This window comes from Nitrobacter sp. 62-23, from assembly GCF_001897285.1.
Classification (GTDB): domain Bacteria; phylum Pseudomonadota; class Alphaproteobacteria; order Rhizobiales; family Xanthobacteraceae; genus Nitrobacter.
In genome coordinates this window covers 1-16,919 of record NZ_MKSM01000045.1, presented here as the reverse complement: position 1 = coordinate 16,919, position 16,919 = coordinate 1, and the positions used below count along the sequence as shown (strand labels likewise).

The window sequence follows — 16,919 nt, the reverse complement described above, 5'->3', positions numbered from 1 at the left end:
ATCGAAGAAGCTGCAGTTCGAGATCGTGGCTGTGCTCTGCCTGCTCGCGCTCTTTACGCATAATCATTTGTTCTGGATAGCCGGATTGCTTCTGGCCCTGATCGACCTGCCTGATTTCATCACCCCACTGCGCAGCATCGCGGCCTCCGTTCAGAAAATCGCCGGCATTCCTCCCGACGCCGATCCAACGGAGCCGCCTGAAATGGCCGACGCGGCTACGCCTGTATCCGACAAGACGGCGGACGACGAAGCGAGGGAGCAAGGTCATGCTTGAGCTGCTTCTCTGCTCGATGCTGACGGTGCTTCCCGATTATCTCTATCGCCGCTATGCGCAAGGCAAACGCATTGGTCGGGAGATCACGCTTTTTTCAGTCTGGTATGAATTGAGATGGGGCATCACCGCGTGCGTGGTACTGACTATCGCCCTGATCACTGTCATCTTCTATTTCCATCCATCAACGACCAGTGCGACCCTATACTTCAGAACCATTCCGATCGTCCCCGAAACCATCGGGCGTGTAGCGGAGGTTCATGCCGATTTCAGCGCCCCCGTTAAAAAAGGGGAGATCCTGTTTAGGCTGGACAGCTCCAAACAGGAAGCTGCGCTTGAGACCGCCCGCCGCCGGGTCGCGGAAGTCGATGCGGCCATGGTGGCAGCGCAAGCGGATGTCCTGAAAGCAGACGCGCAAATTCAGGAAGCCAAAAGCGCTTATCAGCAGGCCGCCGAGGAGCTGAACGTCAAACGCGAATTGCAGAAGCGCAATCCCGGCGTCGTGGCGCAGCGTGACATTGAAAAGCTCGAGGTCGCCGCCGCCGGCCGCCAAGCCACCGTGGATGCAACCGTGGCGGCGAAGCAATCAATCACAGCCCGCGTGACGGCACTGCTGCCCGCAGAGAAGGCCAGCGCGGAAGCAGCTCTCGCTCAAGCGCAGGTGGAAATGGACAAGACGTTCATTCGCGCCGGCGTCGCCGGGCGGGTTGAACAGTTTTTGCTGCGGCCGGGCGATGTCGTCAATCCGATGATGCGACCTGCCGGCATCCTGATCCCGGAAGGTGCGGGAAGACAGAGACTGGCGGCGGGATTCGGACAAATCGAAGCACAGGTCATGAAAGTAGGCATGTTGGGCGAGGCGACATGCATTTCAAAGCCATGGACCGTAATCCCGATGGTGGTCACGAGCGTGCAGGATTATATCGCGGCGGGTCAATTCCGCGGCGGCGAACAGCTTATCGAGGCCCAGCAAGCCGCAGCGCCGGGCTCCATTCTTGTCTTGATGGAGCCTATCTACAAAGGCGGCCTCGATGGCGTGACGCCAGGCAGCCGTTGTATCGCGAATGCTTACACCGACAACCACGATCTGATCGCCGCAAAGGAGACCGGCTTCTTGAAGGGTCTGTGGCTGCACGCCATCGATGCTGTCGGAATTGTGCATGCGATGCTGCTGCGTATTCAGGCGTTGCTGTTGCCGGTCAAGACCCTGGTGCTAAGCGGCCACTGAGCATCGCTGATTTCCGATTGGCTGGAGTCTGTTTCAACCGCGTTGAATCAAACTCCTTGCTTATCTTTTGTTTGAGCAGGATCTTTTTTTCCGAAAGCCGGTTTCCACTTTTCGGGATCATGTTCTAATGGAGTGAATTTGACATTCGCTACCCACTTTGCAGCAAACCCGTCAGGCGAATGTCAAATTCAAAACTCCACTAGAAACCTGATAGCTGCTAGTGGTCCTTTGATTCTGACATTTGCAAGAACTCCCTGCCGCAACGGGATGCAAATGTTAGAATCGGACCACTAGCTTCTTGATTTGACGCGTTTTCTTCATGCGAACCGGATTCCGTCCCCGGGGTCTGGCCCGAGGACATGCTTCGCTCGAAAACGCTCTAGGTGGCGTCGGCCAGATCCTCTTCGAGGATCGCCATCTGGAACTGGAACGAGCGGTCGTCGTCCTCGTCGTCCACGAAGAGCACGCCGATGAACTCCTCGCCGATATAGACCTCGGCCGAGTCATCCTTCTTCGGTCGCGGCACCACGCGAATCCTGGGATTGCCGAACACGCGCTTGAGATAGGCGTCGAGCTTCCTGACTTCCTGAACGTCCACGGCGGTCTCCGCTATGATCTGGGCTCGCAGGGTTCTAAAGCGAGAAGGTCGATGCCGCTACCGGTTTATTCGGATTTCGAGCATTGAAAAAAATTCTGCGGTCAGAGCCCCATCGCATTCAGCATCTGGTTCATTGTGCGCGACGGTTCCGAGCAGCCGGCGGCGCCGACGATCTTGGCCGGCACGCCCGCGACGGTGACGTTATGGGGCACCGGCTTCACGACGACCGATCCGGCGGCAATGCGCGCGCAATGTCCGACCTCGATGTTGCCGAGAATCTTCGCGCCCGCGCCGATCAGTACGCCATGGCGAATCTTGGGGTGGCGATCCTCGTTCTCCTTGCCGGTGCCGCCGAGCGTGACGCCATGCAGGATCGAGACGTCATCCTCGATGACGGCGGTTTCGCCGACCACGAACCCGGTGGCGTGATCAAGGAAGATGCCGCGGCCGATCTTGGCGGCGGGATTGATGTCGGCCTGGAACACCGACGAGGAGCGGCTCTGCAGATAATAAGCGAAATCCTTGCGGCCCTTCCGATGGAGCCAGTGCGCGAGGCGGTGGGTCTGGATGGCGTGGAAGCCCTTGAAGTAGAGCAGCGGATCGATGAACCGCGACGTCGCGGGGTCGCGGTCGAATACCGCGACCAGATCGGCGCGGAACGCGTTGCCGATATCGGGATCGTCGCGCAGCGCCTCGTCGAAAGTCTGACGGATCAGGTCGCCCGACAGCGCCGCATGGTCGAGCCGTTCGGCGACGCGGTGCACCACCGCGGCCTCAAGGCGATCGTGATGCAGAACCGCCGAATAGATGAAGGACGCCAATTCGGGTTCGCGGCGAACGATGTCCTCGGCCTCGTTGCGGATGCGATCCCAGATCGGATCGAGCGCCGCAAGCTTCGGATTCTGCGGATTGACGTGATGGATCGCCATAGTCGTCTCGCAAGCTCAAAATTCCGTCCCGCAGCATAGCATGACGCGGGGTCGATGTCCCGCCGTTCAGCGTATATTCATCCGCCCCGCTTAGGGTTAACCGGCGCGCTCCGGGCGGTTGGAAAGTGCCTTATCGGCCTTCCGGCGGCCTTTTGCGCCGCCGCGCAATGGCTCGGAATCCTCACAATTCCGGCCACCATCGGGGCCCATTTCCGCCAAACCAGTTATGCATTTGCGCCGGATATTCAACTTGCGGAATGGCGCACCGCCCCACCGGAGACCACGTCCATTTCGACCCGAGTCCTCTCTATGCGTATCGCGGAGGCGCCATGGGCCTGGATCGCGGCTGTCGTCATTCCCGTTCTCCTGCTCGCCCCAGCTATCTGGAACGGCTATCCGCTGCTGGAATACGATACCGGCGGCTACCTGGCGCGATGGTACGAGGGCTACCTCGAACCAAGCCGCTCGACCGTGTACGGCATCTACCTTTACCTGGGCAAGGACTCGTTTTTCTGGGCTAACCTGACATTCCAGGCGCTGCTGACGCTGTGGATCCTTCAGTTGACCCTGCGCGTGCTCGGCATGGCGCAGCCATTGCGGCTTCTCGCCATCGCCACGTTTCTGACTCTGGCCACCGCGCTGCCCTGGCTCGCCAGCATGCTGCTGACCGATATTTTCGCGGGTCTTGCCGTGCTCGCACTGTTTGTGCTCGTCGTGCAAGCCAAGCTCTCGACGATCGAAAGGGTTTCGCTGTTTCTGTATACGTCATTTGCCGCCGCGACCCACACAGCGACCTTCGGCGTGCTATTCGGGCTGTGCTGCGCCGGATGGATCGTCAAGCCGTTACTTGGCCGAAGGCTTCCGGTCGCCGGACTGGTTCAGGGCTGCCTGACGCTCGTTGCTGGCGCGGCCATGCTGATGGCTGCGAATTTCGCGCTGTCGGGTCACCTTGCCTGGACGCCGGGAGGCGCCGGCGTCTCGTTCGGGCGCATGATGCAGGACGGCATCGTCGCGCGCTACCTCAACGACCATTGCGACAAGATCAAGCTGAAGCTCTGTCCCTATCGCAACCAACTGCCGGCGACGGCCGATGATTTTCTCTGGGGCAAGGACAGCATATTCAACAAACTCGGACGCTTCGAAGGCATGAACGACGAGATGGAATTCATCGCAACGGAAGCGTTGGCTGCCTATCCGCTGTGGCAGACCGAAGCCGCGGTCGAAGCCACCGCGGAGCAACTCGTGCAGGTCGGCACCGGCGAAGGCAGCAGCGGCTGGATTCCGCACACCTATGGCATCATCGAGCGCTATCTGCCCGAACAGGTGAAGGTCATGCGCGCCGCGCGTCAGCAGCACTGGAGCATCAAGTTCGCCGCGATCAACTGGGTTCACATCCCGGTCGCGCTCGCCTCGATGCTGTTGCTCGCCGGGATCGCCTTGGCGGCTTTGTGGCGACGGCGCATCGACGACCTCGAACTGCTTGCCATAACGGTCTGCGTCGCGCTGCTGGGCAACGCCTTCATCTGTGGCGTGATATCAGGCCCGCACAACCGCTACGGTGCGCGCATGGTCTGGATCGCGACATTCGTGGTGTTGATCGCGGCGGCGCGATCCCTCGCCGCCCGCTATGGATCGGCCTCAAGGCCGGCGTGACAGAAATTTCAGCACGCCTTCCTTGTAGACCTTGTCACCGACGGCGCGCATGTGATCGCGATTGGGAATGTCCAGCACTTCGGCGCCCACTATGATGTTGGCAAGCGCCTGCGCCGATCCTGCGATCTCGTCCTTGGTGCCGACGGCAATCAGCGTCGGCACCTTGATGCTGGCGACCTCCGCTTCCGTCATCAGCCGCCGCGATCCGCGCAAACACGCCGCCAGCGCCCGACGATCGGAGCGGGTCTGATCGGCGAACACGCGGAACGTGCGGCCGAACGGATCGGTCACGTCGTCAAGCGATGGCGCCTCCAGCGCTTTGGCGACGCTTTCTCCGGGGCCGCCGCCCTCGATCAGACCGATTCCCAGGCCACCGAAAATCGCTGAGCGCACCCGCTCGGGTCGGGTCTGCGCCAGAATTCCCGTCATCCGTGCGCCGAGCGAATAGCCCATGATGTCGGCACGCGCGATGCCGAGGTGATCCATCAGCGCGGTGACGTCGCTCGTCATCGTGCCGATGTGATAGTCTTCCGGATCGTAGAGCTTGCTGGAATCGCCGTGACCGCGATTGTCGAACGCGATCGCCCTGAAGCCGTTCTTGCGCAGCTCCGACACCCAGGCCGGATACACCCAGTTCACGTTCTTGCTCGATGCGAAGCCGTGCACGAGGACGACGGGATCGCCCTCGCCCTCATCGAGATAGGCAATTTCGACGTCGTCGTGATGAAAGCTCGGCATCAGCGATTCCGTGAATGGGATGGAAACGGGATGGTCGGCAAACGACCGGTGAACGCTTATGCCGGCGCGCCGCTGCCGGCAGACTGCGCAGCAAGCTGCCGACGCAGGCGCCTGGCTTTTGAACGTTGCAGCCACGACAACGTCAGGCGCTCGGTCGTTGCCTTGATCGATGACAGGAAGCCGAACAGCGCCAGCACCGCGCTGAACATCCACATCGCGAGATTGAACGCGCCGGCGGTCAGCAGCAGCGCGCCGCGTCCCAAAACCTTGATGATCGCACGGGTCTGGCCACCCTTGGCTTCGGCGAGACGCGCCGCACGCGCGACATCTTTCGGTCCTTCCGCGATCCGCAGCGTATCGAGCGCGCCCCGCGTCCCGGTCTTCTCGCCGATGCGGCCCACATCCTTGGCGAGGCGCACCAACCCGCCGGCCTTCTCGGCGCGGACCGCCGCCTTGAGCGCGGTCTGCCGCGGTCGCGCCAGCGTCCCCGCCGCGGCCGCATTTTGCAGTTTTCGCAGATCGATCATTTCGCGCGCCGAACGGCCTGCCCATCGGCTCAGCCCCTCGCCGAGCCGCCCGGTCTTCCGCGCATCCTTGACCAGCGTGAGGCCGGCGCGGACCGGAGCCGCACCGCCGACCGACACGAAGGTAGCCGCCGTCACAGCGAGACCCGTGGCGGCAAGCCCGAGCAGGAGCCGGTCGGTCTCCTCGCCCATCGCAAGGTGCTTACCCTCGCGCATGATGTCCCGGACATCACCGAACGCACTCAGATCACCGGCAACTGTGCCCGAGAGGCTTGCGCCGTCATCAGCATTGCCGGTGACCAGCCCGATGAAAAATCTCTTGGCCATATGTTCGGTAGAATTTTCTTCTCTCACGGCTGCGGCGACGCGTTGAGATAGTTCGTCAGGCATCGATATTCCTCTCGCCGCCGCAAGATCGACGAAGCTCTTCGCGAGGTCGGGATCTTGCACCGCAAGCGCGGCCTCGACGTTTCCCGCCACCAGCGCCGGATCATTCCGGAACGCGGAATCGAGTTGAAGATCGGCAAGAAGGGCGGGATCGTCCTGCGCAACCAGCACGGCGCCGGCGTCCCTGGCGTGCGGCCATAGCAGCGCGAACGCCGTTGCGCATATCGCCGCTCCCGTCATCGCGCCGCCAATTCGCCATTGCATCATCGAAATCCTGTCAAATCCGCGTTTGTCATATGTAAAAACGTGGTGTGCCGGTTTTCAATCACAACTTCCTCGACGAAAGAAGGGCTTCTCCAGACGACAGGATTATGTCGAATTGTATGGATAATTGACCCGCGAATTTTTCAAATCCGTTTCCGGCGAGCTATGAATCGAAGCCGCCGGCCAGTATGGTGCCGCGCGACGTCGTTGCGTATCCGGCGCGTCGAATGCCGCGCAGCGACTTAAGGTGGAAAGCATGTCTGATCACGTAGTCCCCCACTTTCACAACGATGCAGGCGTGGCCGTCATCCAGATCGGCTCCCGGGAGTTCATGTGCGTCGGAGCCAATCCACCGTTCGACCACCCGCACGTCTTTCTCGATCTCGGCAACGACAGCGAAATCATCTGCCCGTATTGCTCGACGCTCTACCGCTTCTCAGCCGATCTCGGCGCAGGACAGGCCCGACCTCCGGAGTGCGTGGTAAGAGACAAGGTGGCCTGATCTGCCTGTGCCCCCGTCGCGCACGGTCGTTATCGCCGGTGCCGGAATCGGAGGTCTGACGGCAGCGCTTGCACTGGCCGCCAAGGGCTTTCGCGTCCTCATCATCGAGACAGCCGGACGCCTCGAAGAAATCGGCGCGGGCCTGCAACTCTCTCCAAACGCCACACGCATCCTGATCGGCCTCGGCCTGCACGCGCGGCTGTCCGCGCGCGCGCTCGTGCCTGAGGCCATCAGCATCATGAGCGCGCGGCACGGCGGCGAGATCTGCCGCCTGCCGCTCGGCGAGGCGGCCGCGTTGCGCGCAGGCGCGCCCTACTGGGTGATGCATCGCGGCGGCCTGCAGGCGGCGCTGCTGGAGCAGGTTCGTGATCATCCCGATATCGAATTGCACCTCGGCGCTGTGGTCGAAAACGCGACTTCCCATGCTGACGGCGTCACCGTTAATTTGCGTGACGGCACAGATCGCGCAAAGACCGCATGGGCGTTGGTCGGCGCAGACGGCGTGTGGTCGACGCTTCGCACCCGTCTGTTTCCGGATACGAGCCCGCGATTTTCCGGCCTGATCGCATGGCGCGGCACCGTCGAGACGACTCTATTGCCGCACGACATGACCGCGCAACATGTGCGGCTCTGGATGGGACCGCACGCGCATCTCGTATCCTATCCGATCTCAGGCGGAAGGCAGATCAATATCGTCGCGGTGGTGCCGGATACATGGAATCAGCAAGGCTGGAGTGCGCCGGGCGACGCCGCCGACATCAAACACAGGTTCGCGCGAGCGCGCTGGTCCGGGCCGGCACGCATGTTGATCGATGCCGTAGCCGCAGACGGCTGGCGCAAGTGGGCGTTGTTTACGATTCCGCCGATGGCCGCGTGGCACCGTGATGCAATGGCTCTCCTCGGGGATGCCGCCCACGCAATGCTCCCGTTTGCGGCGCAAGGCGCCGGCATGGCGATCGAAGATGCCGCCGTGCTCGCTCAATGTCTCGGCGAGGCCGCGAACGAGAATGCCGCTGGCGCCGCGGCTGCGCTTGCGCGTTACACGGGCTTGCGCCGCGCACGCGTCGCACGGGTGCAGGCGCTTGCGGAACGAAACGGGAGGATTAGCCATCTCGTGGGCCCCGCCGCACTGGCGCGTGACCTGGTCATCAAGGCAATCGGACCGCAACGCATGCTGGCGCGTCAGGACTGGATCTACAATTGGCGGCCCTGATCAGGCGGAACGCAATGACGGTCATTGCCGGTTCGCCGGAGATCCATCAACAGCGCCGCGGGAGCCTCCCGACCGGGGCGCGCTGCCCGGACTGATCTCCGCGGGGACTGCCGTTGAACCCGACTCGTGACATTTATTCCGTTGCCATTCCTCTTCGGCGAGTTTGGCGGATGCGCGAGTGGTGACGTAGTCGTTGCGATAAGCCACCTCGGCAACGACGGCGCCGGCCGCGCCGGTGTGAGCTTTGTCGATCAGCCGCTGCAACTGGGCCGTGCGGGCCGCCAGAGACTTGCGTTGCGCGTCAAGCTGCGCGCAGTCATAGAGCGCGTATTTCGCGGGGTCGACGAACGCACCGGAGACTGCGCCATCGCCGAGGTTCGCGCAGCCCACAAGGCCGCTGCTTGCGATCACCAGCGCAATCGCGGCAGCGGGCACCCGCGAACGGCAGTTTTTGGCGATGCGGTCCGACATGATCCCCTGTTCAGCCTGTCATCGAATTCCGCTGAGCGTGATCGAGATTGCGTAGAGCACCGGCTCGTGACCGCATTGAGGCCATGCGGTCAGGTGCAGGCGGCTTACGCCCATTCCCCCTTGCGGAAAACCGGAATGCGGCGGCCGTCGTTGGTGATGCCGTCGATATCGGTTTCGCCTGATCCGATCATCCAGTCGATGTGAATGAAGCTCTTGTTGCCACCTTGCGCCGCGATCTGCTCCGGCGACAGCCTGCCGCCATCGACGAAGCACTTCGAGTAGCACTGGCCGAGCGCGATGTGACAGGCCGCATTCTCGTCGAACAGCGTGTTGTAGAACAACAGCCCGCTTTTCGAGATCGGCGAGGAATGCGGCACCAGCGCAACCTCGCCGAGCCGACGCGCGCCCTCATCCGTATCCAGCACCTTGTTCAGCACATCGGCACCGCGCGACGCCTTCGCCTCGACGATGCGCCCCTTCTCGAATCGCACAGCGATATCGTCGATCAGCGTGCCCTGATACGACAGCGGCTTGGTGCTGCGCACATGACCCTCGACGCGCAACGCATGCGGCGTCGTGAACACCTCCTCGGTCGGAATGTTCGGATTGCAGACAATGCCGTTTTTCGCCGTGGACGCGCCGCCGACCCATTCGTGGCCATCGGCCAGGCCGACCGTGAGATCGGTGCCGGGCCCGGAATAATGCAGGGCATGAAAGCGCTGGCCGTTGAGCCAGTCGGTGCGCTGGCGCAAGGCGGCGTTGTGCGTGGTCCAGTTCGCGATCGGATCATCATTGTCGACGCGCGAAGCGGAAAAAATAGCGTCCGCGAGTTTCGCCACCGCTTCGCTCTCGCCATCGTCGGGGAACATCAATTTCGCCCACGCAGCGCCGGGATAGGCGACGATGTTCCAGTTGACATCGAACCCGACGATTTTCTCGAGCGCCGGCTGGTACGCCATGGAATTCGCCTTGTTGGCGCGCGCGACTTTCGCGGCATCCTCGCCCGACAGCAGCATCGGATCGTCGCCGACCACGGCGAGCCGCGCGGTGTTGGCGCCAAACGCCTTCGCCATGCCCTCGTAGAGCCAGCCGGCGGCCCGATCGAAACTCTCATCCGGCCCGAACCTGTAGCGCGACAACGTGATCTCTTCATCGGAAAAAAACGGCGTCACCAGTCCCGCGCCGGCCTTGTAGGCATGCTGGACAATCCGCCGCACCAGCGGCAGCGCAGCAACGGGCGCGGTAATCACGAGGTCCTGCCCCTTCGCGAGCTGCAGGCCGACCTTGACCGCGACTTCAGCCAGACGGTCCAGCTTCACCGGATCGATCGGCGTGACAATATTGCGCTGGTGCTGGGTCATCGAACACAATCCTGGACAAATGGTGCGGGCAGCCGGACTCGAACCGGCACAGCTCTTGCGAGCCGAGGGATTTTAAGTCCCTTGTGTCTACCGATTCCACCATGCCCGCGCGCATTTCTTTTCAAACACTTAGAGTCGAAATGCAATGGTTGCCCTGCAAAACATTCCCCGCGTTTTGCAGATTGCGTTCTCTTCACGTTCTCACTCCCCTGTCCCATCCAGCGCAAACGCCGTCGAGAGACGGGAACATTAGCCGTTCATTCCACGTTCATTTGTTGTTGCGACGCTACTATCGTCAAAGCTAACAAAGGTTATGACAATGAAGAAACTTCTATTCGCCATAGCTGGCGCTGCCGTTTTTGCTCTGGCTTCTGCGAGCGCACCTGCATCAGCAATGCCAGCACAAGGCACCCTCGCCAACACGATGAGTAACGTCGAACAGGTTCAGTGGGGGCCGCCTCATCCTCACTGGCGTCATCATCGCTGCTGGAATGAGCGTGTTGTTCGCCGTGATCGTTGGGGACGGCGCATTGTGACGACCAGGCGCGTCTGCCGCTAAGCTCCGAACTAACAGGGTGGCTCTCGTGAGCCACCCTTCAAATAGACAGCTTCCAACCCCGCTTCTGCCAACGCTTCGCCGCGCCGCCCGGCATCGCAACCGCATCACAACCCTAAGTAAAACATCGAACGTCTGCTCGGTTTTCCGCCAAGCGAAATCGTAAAATTCGGGCCTGACGAGTTGCTTCAGCCGATTCCAGCGATCTTTCCCGAAGCAAACCGGCCTGTCCCTCTCGCACCATCTCCAACAGCTTCTTCCTATTTTGGCTTGACCACCATGCGGTGTTCTGCTGTCACCAGCATATCGTGTCCAGCGGCTGTATCGAGATTTGCGGGAGATAACGATGCCCTCTGGCGAGGATGTGGACGCGCTGGTCGAGAGGTTGCGGCAGGACGCCGAAATGCTCGGAGACGGCTACCAGCGCAATCTCACCGAACTCTGGCACGGCGTCGTCGTGAAGGATGCCGCGAAGGCTTGCGTGGCGGCCGCCGAGCTTATCGAGTCGCAATCCCGGGCGCTGAGCGACGCTGCGGCGGAGTGGGATGCGCTGGATCAATCCCACCGGTCAATCGGCGAGCAACTCGGCCGCGAAGGCAGGCGCCGCATTGCCGCCGAAACCAGGTTGAAGGAAGCCGAAAAAATGATCGAGCTGATCGCAACGATGCGAACGGACAACTCCGAGCATGCGGAATTGATTGCGCGCGCCCGCGCCTTTCTCAATTCAAGACGGGTGTAGTTCGCAGAACGTCTGCTCGCGGCAAATGGCGCGCAGGCCTCATGCGGCTCTCTTTCGTTGCAACGCCTCGCGGATCAGCGGCAGGCGATCGTTGCCGAAATACATATCGGTCTTGTTCAGGAAGATCGTCGGCGACCCGAACGCGCCGCGCGCGATCGCCTCGTCGGTATTTGCCTTGAGTTCGTGCTTGATGCCTTCATCGCCGATGCCGGTCAGAAGTTTTTCCGGATCGATGCCGAGTGATTTGCAGATCTCGGCGAGCACCGGCTCGCGCGAGATATCCTTGTCATCGCGCCAATAGGCTTCGAACACCGCCTTCGCGAACGGAACCATCGCATCGTTGCCGAGCCAGAGACAGCCGCGCATGGCCTTGACGCTGTTCACGGGAAATACAGTCGGCGGCATCTTGATCGTGAGCCCCGCGAGCCTCGCCCAATCGGCGAGATCTTTATGCATGTAGCGGATTTTCGCCGGCACCGGATGCTCCCGCGAAGCATAAACACTCGGATTGACGGAATTGAATATCCCTCCCACAAGGATCGGCCGCCACGAGATCTTCTCGCCGAACTCTTTCGCCAGCGGCTGGATGTTGTGAAAGGCGAGATAAGTCCAGGGACTGGAACAATCGAAAAAGAATTCGATCATGAGCGAGCTTCCCTCTGTTTCATCTGATCGGATTGGCCCGGTCGTCCGTGTCTTGTCAACTGTTGCTCAAGACAGACGCAGATGGCAACAACGAGTCGGCATCATTGAGTCGAACGCTCACATATCTTTTTCTTGCTCTGTCGTGGAACCAAACTCGCCGCACTTTCATGCAGCGTCGCGAGATAGCCAGCCTGCAACGCCCGCACCGTGGATGGCGGCGTGATCAGCCGCGCATCGGCGAGCGACAAACTTGCCTCGCGATAACCGTCGAAGGTCCATAGTAGCGCCCGCGCGCCGGCGATCAGGTAGCTCGCGCCTTCCGCCTGCACCATCGCGCCATCTGGCAACTCTTCGAGCGGCGTCAACAGCGGATGCAGCCGCTTGGCGCGACCGTCGAGCCGCTCCCCATGAAGCACCGAGTCGATTTCGGACGCGCGCGCATTGCCGCGCCCATTGCCACGCTCCCACGCCAGACGAAATGCGTCGGCATCCGCGCGACGGCAATGATAGCACGGACGGTGTCCTGCCGCGAGCGCGGTCGCTTCGTCGAGAAAGAACAGTTCGGTCCAGCTTCGCGTCGCCATCACGTCGCGACGACGGCCACGGAATTCGCAGACGCAGACGATCCACGCTTTCGAGGTCCAGCGCCGCGCCAAGAGCGTCCGCGTCGCCGGATCGTGAATGATCCCACGGTTGCCGGTGAAGGTGCCGCGGTGCGGCACGGCGACGATATCGCCTGTAGGCGTGACGCGATTTTGCAGGGAGCCAATGATGGTCGCCATCAGAGAGTCGTCCCGAAAAAGTGGTGGAATATCTCCACTTCTCTCACAGGAATCCGCGCCGGCGGCGCGACTTTTCCGGCGGAGAGAAGTGAAGATTCTTTTTTACGCCGCGCCGTCGCGCAGCGGCGGAGCGAAGGCAAGGCCGAGATCCCACGGGAAATAAATCCAGGTGTCCTGCGAGACCTCCGTGATGAACGTATCGACCAGCGGCTTGCCGAGCGGCTTGGCGTAGACGGCGGCGAAGTGCGCATCCGGAATCATGGCGCGCACCATCCGCGCCGTCGCTCCGGTATCGACCAGGTCATCCACAATCAGGAGTCCCTTGCCGGTGCCGCCGCCGAGCTTCGCGGTCGCATCGGAAATGCCCTTCAGCACCGTCAGCGTGCCTTGCTTGGTGTGATCATAGCTCGTGATGCAAACGGTATCGATGACGCGGACGCCGAGTTCGCGCGCCACGATCGCCGCGGGCACCAGACCGCCGCGGGTGATCGCCACCACCGCATGGAATGGTCCAGTCTCGTTCAGCCGCCAGGTCAGCGCCCGGCAGTCGCGATGAAATTGATCCCAGGACACCGGAAAGGCCTTGTCGGGGGTCTGGGTCACATGAGTCCTTGTCGTCGTTTCCGGAACACAAGCGCAATTGCGCGAGTGAACTCATAATCCTGTTACGATCATATTCAGATTCCGGATCCGCGCATGAGAACGCGCATCCGGAATACGGGGCCTAGTGGAGTGAATTTTGACATTCGCTACCCACTTTGCAGCGAACTTGTCAGGCGAATGTCAAATTCAAAACTCCACTAGAAACCTGATAGTTGCTAGTGGTCCTTTGATTCTAACATTTGCAAGAACTCCCTACGGCAACGGGATGCAAATGTTAGAATCGGACCACTAGATAGTCTACTGCCCCGTCTTGAGTCCCGCCAGCATCGCGTTCACCGCATCCATTGCCGCCGTCAGCTTGGCCTGATCGCGCGAGCGCACCACAAGGCTCGTGTTCGGCCGCCCGTTCTCGTCGAGAAACGGATAGCTGCCGATGCTGGTGTCCGGATGAGCCTCGGCGATGGCGCGTAGCGGCGTGCCGATGTCGCCTTCGCGGCAATTGCCACGCACCGATTCCGACAGCATCCGCTCGCCAGCCTGCAGCGTCGGCGCGACGATATCCATCATCGCCTGCATGATCGAAGGCACGCCCGCCATGACGATGACGTTGCCGATCCTGAAACCGGGCGCCAGAATGGTCGCGCTCTGAATAAGCTCGGCCCCTTCGGGAATGCGCGCCATGCGCAACCGCGCCTCGTTCAATTCGCCCGGATTTTTGTAGCGTTCCTTGAACCGCGCCACCACCTCGGGATGATAATCGACGCTGACGCCAAACGCCTTCCCGATGCTGTCGGCAGTGATGTCGTCATGCGTGGGGCCGATGCCGCCGGTGGTGAAAACATAGGTGTATCGGTCGCGCAGTGCGTTCAGCGCCGCGACGATATCGGCTTCATCATCGGCAACGACGCGAGCTTCCTTGAGGTCGATTCCGATATTCGTCAGATATTCGGCGATGAAGCCGATGTTCTTGTCCTTGGTCCGCCCGGACAGGATTTCATCGCCGATCACCAGAACACCCGCGGTGATGATGTCACCCATGACCTCTCCTTGACGTCAGCAGCGATCATGACATGACGCGCGGCCGCTCCAGCGTCAAGACGGCGAACATGTCTCCTCTATTGCACGGAAATACGCGATGCTCCCAGAGCGATCGATGCTCGACTCGTCGCGCATGCTGAACAACGACGGGCCCGGCGTGGCAACGCTCAATGCAGACGGAACACGCCGTCCACCGCGCGCAGTTCCGCAGGCTTGATCAGTCTCGAATGCGCGACCGTCACCGAGACCAGCGGTCCTTCGAGCTGCCTCTCCCAAAAGGCGAGGAAGTCGCACAGCGCCGGAAATTTTGGAAACAGGTCGTAGTTTTGCCAGACATAGCTTTGCAGCAGCCACTGCCGGTCGGGCCGGCGATACAGGATTTCCGCCGTCGTCAATCCATAACCTGCCACCTGCTTGCGGAAGTCGTCTGACACTCCGCGGGGTTGCGCTTCACCTTTCGAGACCATGCCAAACCTCCTTGGAGGGAAGCAGCGCTATCGGCAAAAGTGGCGAACGGCTTGCCGCCGCGCTCCAATCCCTCGATGAACCCACCTTCAGACCGGCGTCCTGATGACCGGGATCCTGAAAAAGGCGCATAAGCAAAATGTGACGCATGACGAGCCAATCACAAGCCTAAAAGTTCAATAGAGTGCTAAAAATTCAACGCTGGCAGCGCCTTGCTGCGTCTGCTAACAGTATCGCGCGGCTCGGCGCCGATATTGGCAGCTGGTCAGCCAGCCGCCTTCTTGGAGCCTCTAAAAAATCTGCTTCCTGCTCTTGCCCGCGCTATGGCGACGGCTTATGTCCTGACCGGTCGCCTTGGCACTCAAAGGCATCGACTGCCAAAAATTCATAAATATCATCTATCTTCATAAACTTAGGAGGACCGCATGAAATTCCGTCCGCTTCACGACCGCGTCGTGGTCAAGCGCATCGACGCAGAAGAGAAGACCGCTGGCGGCATCATCATTCCGGACACGGTCAAAGAGAAGCCCTCGCAGGGCGAGGTCCTCGCCGTCGGCCCCGGCGGTCGCGACGAGACCGGCAAGTTGACGCCGATCGATCTCAAGGTCGGCGACAGGGTGCTGTTCGGAAAGTGGTCGGGCACCGAGGTCAAGATCGACGGCCAGGACCTCCTGATCATGAAGGAGTCGGACATCATGGGCGTTCTCACCGACGCCACGCCCGCCAAAAAGAAGGCCGCTTGATGACCTCCGGGAGGAGTCGTCACCGGGCATAGCCCGTCGAAGACGGGCGTGAACGCTCTCATGTCCCGGTGATCCACGTCTTCTCCCATCCCACGCATTCAGACGTGTCACGCATCAGACGTGGATGGCCGGAACAAGTCCGGCCATGACGTCGAAATCGAAATCTCAGGAGATCAAACAATGTCAGCCAAAGATGTCAAATTCGGCGTCGAAGCCCGCGACAGGATGCTGCGCGGCGTCGACATTCTTGCCAATGCGGTGAAGGTCACGCTGGGTCCGAAGGGCCGCAACGTCGTGCTCGACAAGTCGTTCGGCGCGCCGCGCATCACCAAGGACGGCGTCACCGTCGCCAAGGAGATCGAGCTCGACGACAAGTTCGAGAACATGGGCGCGCAGATGGTGCGCGAGGTCGCCTCCAAGTCCGCAGACGCGGCCGGCGACGGCACCACTACCGCCACCGTTCTGGCCCAGGCGATCGTGAAGGAAGGCGCCAAGTCGGTCGCCGCCGGCATGAACCCGATGGACCTGAAGCGCGGCATCGATCTTGCCGTCGAAGCCGTGGTCGCCGACCTGGGGCGCAACTCCAAGAAGGTCACCTCGAACGACGAAATCGCGCAGGTCGGCACGATCTCCGCCAACGGCGATTCCGAAATCGGCAAATTCCTCGCCGACGCCATGAAGAAAGTCGGCAACGAGGGCGTGATCACGGTTGAAGAAGCCAAGTCGCTCGAGACCGAACTCGACGTCGTCGAGGGCATGCAGTTCGACCGTGGCTACATCTCGCCCTACTTCGTCACCAACGCCGAAAAGATGCGCGTTGAGATGGACGACGCCTACATCCTGATCAACGAGAAGAAGCTCTCCTCGCTGAACGAGCTGCTGCCGCTGCTCGAGGCCGTGGTGCAGACCGGCAAGCCGCTGGTGATCGTCGCGGAAGACGTCGAAGGCGAAGCGCTTGCGACGCTGGTGGTCAACCGCCTGCGCGGCGGCCTCAAGGTCGCGGCCGTCAAGGCGCCGGGCTTCGGCGATCGCCGCAAGGCCATGCTGCAGGACATCGCCATCCTGACCGGCGGCCAGGCGATCAGCGAAGACCTCGGCATCAAGCTCGAAAACGTCACGCTGCAGATGCTCGGCCGCGCCAAGAAGGTGATGATCGACAAGGAGAACACCACCATCGTCAACGGCGCCGGCAAGAAAGCCGACATCGAG

The 16,919-nt window shown here is 61.3% G+C and carries 18 protein-coding genes, 1 tRNA gene and 1 pseudogene; 8 read left to right on the top strand and 12 right to left on the bottom strand.

Annotated elements, in window-relative coordinates:
- Together BGO16_RS04270 and BGO16_RS04265 are read left to right on the top strand one after the other, a co-directional pair.
- Window positions 1–274 (top strand): annotated as a pseudogene (locus BGO16_RS04270) (hypothetical protein); the annotation flags it as partial.
- Window positions 267–1,499 (top strand): HlyD family secretion protein, encoded by a 1,233-nt coding sequence (locus tag BGO16_RS04265; RefSeq protein WP_292617356.1) that lies wholly within the window; start codon window positions 267–269, stop codon window positions 1,497–1,499. The pseudogene BGO16_RS04270 and the gene BGO16_RS04265, both read left to right, overlap by 8 nt.
- A gap of 379 nt (window positions 1,500–1,878) precedes the next feature.
- Here BGO16_RS04265 and BGO16_RS04260 read toward each other — a convergent pair whose 3' ends face one another.
- Window positions 1,879–2,097, bottom strand: coding sequence for a DUF3126 family protein (locus BGO16_RS04260; RefSeq protein WP_292617355.1), 219 nt, complete (start codon window positions 2,095–2,097; stop codon window positions 1,879–1,881).
- A 101-nt stretch (window positions 2,098–2,198) separates the two neighbouring features.
- Window positions 2,199–3,026: a serine O-acetyltransferase gene (gene cysE, locus BGO16_RS04255; RefSeq protein ID WP_292617354.1), complete on the bottom strand. Its 828-nt coding sequence runs from the start codon at window positions 3,024–3,026 to the stop codon at window positions 2,199–2,201.
- Window positions 3,027–3,335: 309 nt separating this feature from the next.
- Here cysE and BGO16_RS04250 point away from each other — a divergent pair, with 309 nt between their 5' ends.
- On the top strand, window positions 3,336–4,679 hold the full coding sequence (locus tag BGO16_RS04250) for a hypothetical protein (protein WP_292617353.1): 1,344 nt from the start codon (window positions 3,336–3,338) through the stop codon (window positions 4,677–4,679).
- Here the strand turns inward: BGO16_RS04250 and BGO16_RS04245 are convergent.
- Window positions 4,665–5,417: an alpha/beta hydrolase gene (locus BGO16_RS04245; protein WP_292617352.1), complete on the bottom strand. Its 753-nt coding sequence runs from the start codon at window positions 5,415–5,417 to the stop codon at window positions 4,665–4,667. The genes BGO16_RS04250 and BGO16_RS04245 overlap by 15 nt on opposite strands.
- A gap of 56 nt (window positions 5,418–5,473) precedes the next feature.
- Complete coding sequence (locus tag BGO16_RS04240; protein ID WP_292617351.1) at window positions 5,474–6,592, bottom strand: hypothetical protein; 1,119 nt, start codon at window positions 6,590–6,592, stop codon at window positions 5,474–5,476.
- A 256-nt stretch (window positions 6,593–6,848) separates the two neighbouring features.
- On the opposite strand from BGO16_RS04240, the gene BGO16_RS04235 reads away from it, so the two are divergent.
- Together BGO16_RS04235 and BGO16_RS04230 are read left to right on the top strand one after the other, a co-directional pair.
- Window positions 6,849–7,094: a zinc-finger domain-containing protein gene (locus BGO16_RS04235; protein WP_292617350.1), complete on the top strand. Its 246-nt coding sequence runs from the start codon at window positions 6,849–6,851 to the stop codon at window positions 7,092–7,094.
- A 7-nt stretch (window positions 7,095–7,101) separates the two neighbouring features.
- Entirely contained in the window at window positions 7,102–8,307 is a 1,206-nt protein-coding gene (locus BGO16_RS04230; protein ID WP_292617349.1) for an FAD-dependent monooxygenase, read from the top strand.
- Window positions 8,308–8,328: 21 nt separating this feature from the next.
- Here BGO16_RS04230 and BGO16_RS04225 read toward each other — a convergent pair whose 3' ends face one another.
- From BGO16_RS04225 to BGO16_RS04215, 3 genes are all read right to left on the bottom strand, one after another.
- A complete protein-coding gene (locus tag BGO16_RS04225) occupies window positions 8,329–8,778 on the bottom strand; it encodes a twin-arginine translocation pathway signal (RefSeq protein ID WP_292617348.1) in 450 nt (149 codons plus the stop codon).
- Window positions 8,779–8,882: 104 nt separating this feature from the next.
- A complete protein-coding gene (locus BGO16_RS04220) occupies window positions 8,883–10,139 on the bottom strand; it encodes an aminopeptidase (RefSeq protein WP_292617347.1) in 1,257 nt (418 codons plus the stop codon).
- A 20-nt stretch (window positions 10,140–10,159) separates the two neighbouring features.
- Window positions 10,160–10,248: transfer RNA gene (locus tag BGO16_RS04215), tRNA-Leu, on the bottom strand.
- 793 nt (window positions 10,249–11,041) lie between these two features.
- Here BGO16_RS04215 and BGO16_RS04210 point away from each other — a divergent pair.
- The gene (locus BGO16_RS04210) at window positions 11,042–11,434 is read left to right on the top strand and encodes a hypothetical protein (RefSeq protein WP_292617346.1); all 393 of its coding nucleotides are present in this window, start codon (window positions 11,042–11,044) and stop codon (window positions 11,432–11,434) included.
- A gap of 39 nt (window positions 11,435–11,473) precedes the next feature.
- Here the strand turns inward: BGO16_RS04210 and BGO16_RS04205 are convergent, their stop codons facing one another.
- From BGO16_RS04205 to BGO16_RS04185, 5 genes are all read right to left on the bottom strand, one after another.
- Window positions 11,474–12,079 carry a 2-hydroxychromene-2-carboxylate isomerase gene (locus BGO16_RS04205; protein ID WP_292617345.1) on the bottom strand — a complete coding sequence of 202 codons (606 nt, stop codon included), beginning with the start codon at window positions 12,077–12,079 and terminating at the stop codon, window positions 11,474–11,476.
- Between the two features lie 101 nt (window positions 12,080–12,180).
- Window positions 12,181–12,861, bottom strand: coding sequence for a hypothetical protein (locus tag BGO16_RS04200; protein ID WP_292617344.1), 681 nt, complete (start codon window positions 12,859–12,861; stop codon window positions 12,181–12,183).
- Window positions 12,862–12,963: 102 nt separating this feature from the next.
- Window positions 12,964–13,464, bottom strand: a complete 501-nt coding sequence (gpt, locus tag BGO16_RS04195; protein ID WP_292617343.1) for a xanthine phosphoribosyltransferase — start codon at window positions 13,462–13,464, stop codon at window positions 12,964–12,966.
- A 297-nt stretch (window positions 13,465–13,761) separates the two neighbouring features.
- On the bottom strand, window positions 13,762–14,502 hold the full coding sequence (locus BGO16_RS04190; protein WP_292617342.1) for a molybdopterin-binding protein: 741 nt from the start codon (window positions 14,500–14,502) through the stop codon (window positions 13,762–13,764).
- 167 nt (window positions 14,503–14,669) lie between these two features.
- Entirely contained in the window at window positions 14,670–14,969 is a 300-nt protein-coding gene (locus BGO16_RS04185) for an usg protein (RefSeq protein ID WP_292617341.1), read from the bottom strand.
- A gap of 423 nt (window positions 14,970–15,392) precedes the next feature.
- Here BGO16_RS04185 and BGO16_RS04180 point away from each other — a divergent pair, with 423 nt between their 5' ends.
- Both BGO16_RS04180 and groEL read left to right on the top strand, forming a co-directional pair.
- Window positions 15,393–15,710 (top strand): co-chaperone GroES, encoded by a 318-nt coding sequence (locus tag BGO16_RS04180; RefSeq protein ID WP_292617340.1) that lies wholly within the window; start codon window positions 15,393–15,395, stop codon window positions 15,708–15,710.
- A gap of 180 nt (window positions 15,711–15,890) precedes the next feature.
- On the top strand, window positions 15,891–16,919 hold a 1,029-nt coding region (groEL, locus tag BGO16_RS04175; RefSeq protein ID WP_292617339.1), incomplete at its 3' end, for a chaperonin GroEL.

Excerpts from the sequence above, each read along its gene's own strand:
- BGO16_RS04265 (WP_292617356.1), top strand. The coding sequence starts at position 267 with ATGCTTGAGCTGCTTCTCTGCTCGATGCTGACGGTGCTTCCCGATTAT.
- cysE (WP_292617354.1), bottom strand. The coding sequence starts at position 3,026 with ATGGCGATCCATCACGTCAATCCGCAGAATCCGAAGCTTGCGGCGCTC.
- BGO16_RS04250 (WP_292617353.1), top strand. The coding sequence starts at position 3,336 with ATGCGTATCGCGGAGGCGCCATGGGCCTGGATCGCGGCTGTCGTCATT.
- BGO16_RS04245 (WP_292617352.1), bottom strand. The coding sequence starts at position 5,417 with ATGCCGAGCTTTCATCACGACGACGTCGAAATTGCCTATCTCGATGAG.
- BGO16_RS04240 (WP_292617351.1), bottom strand. The coding sequence starts at position 6,592 with ATGCAATGGCGAATTGGCGGCGCGATGACGGGAGCGGCGATATGCGCA.
- BGO16_RS04235 (WP_292617350.1), top strand. The coding sequence starts at position 6,849 with ATGTCTGATCACGTAGTCCCCCACTTTCACAACGATGCAGGCGTGGCC.
- BGO16_RS04225 (WP_292617348.1), bottom strand. The coding sequence starts at position 8,778 with ATGTCGGACCGCATCGCCAAAAACTGCCGTTCGCGGGTGCCCGCTGCC.
- BGO16_RS04220 (WP_292617347.1), bottom strand. The coding sequence starts at position 10,139 with ATGACCCAGCACCAGCGCAATATTGTCACGCCGATCGATCCGGTGAAG.
- BGO16_RS04210 (WP_292617346.1), top strand. The coding sequence starts at position 11,042 with ATGCCCTCTGGCGAGGATGTGGACGCGCTGGTCGAGAGGTTGCGGCAG.
- BGO16_RS04205 (WP_292617345.1), bottom strand. The coding sequence starts at position 12,079 with ATGATCGAATTCTTTTTCGATTGTTCCAGTCCCTGGACTTATCTCGCC.
- BGO16_RS04200 (WP_292617344.1), bottom strand. The coding sequence starts at position 12,861 with ATGGCGACCATCATTGGCTCCCTGCAAAATCGCGTCACGCCTACAGGC.
- BGO16_RS04190 (WP_292617342.1), bottom strand. The coding sequence starts at position 14,502 with ATGGGTGACATCATCACCGCGGGTGTTCTGGTGATCGGCGATGAAATC.
- BGO16_RS04185 (WP_292617341.1), bottom strand. The coding sequence starts at position 14,969 with ATGGTCTCGAAAGGTGAAGCGCAACCCCGCGGAGTGTCAGACGACTTC.
- BGO16_RS04180 (WP_292617340.1), top strand. The coding sequence starts at position 15,393 with ATGAAATTCCGTCCGCTTCACGACCGCGTCGTGGTCAAGCGCATCGAC.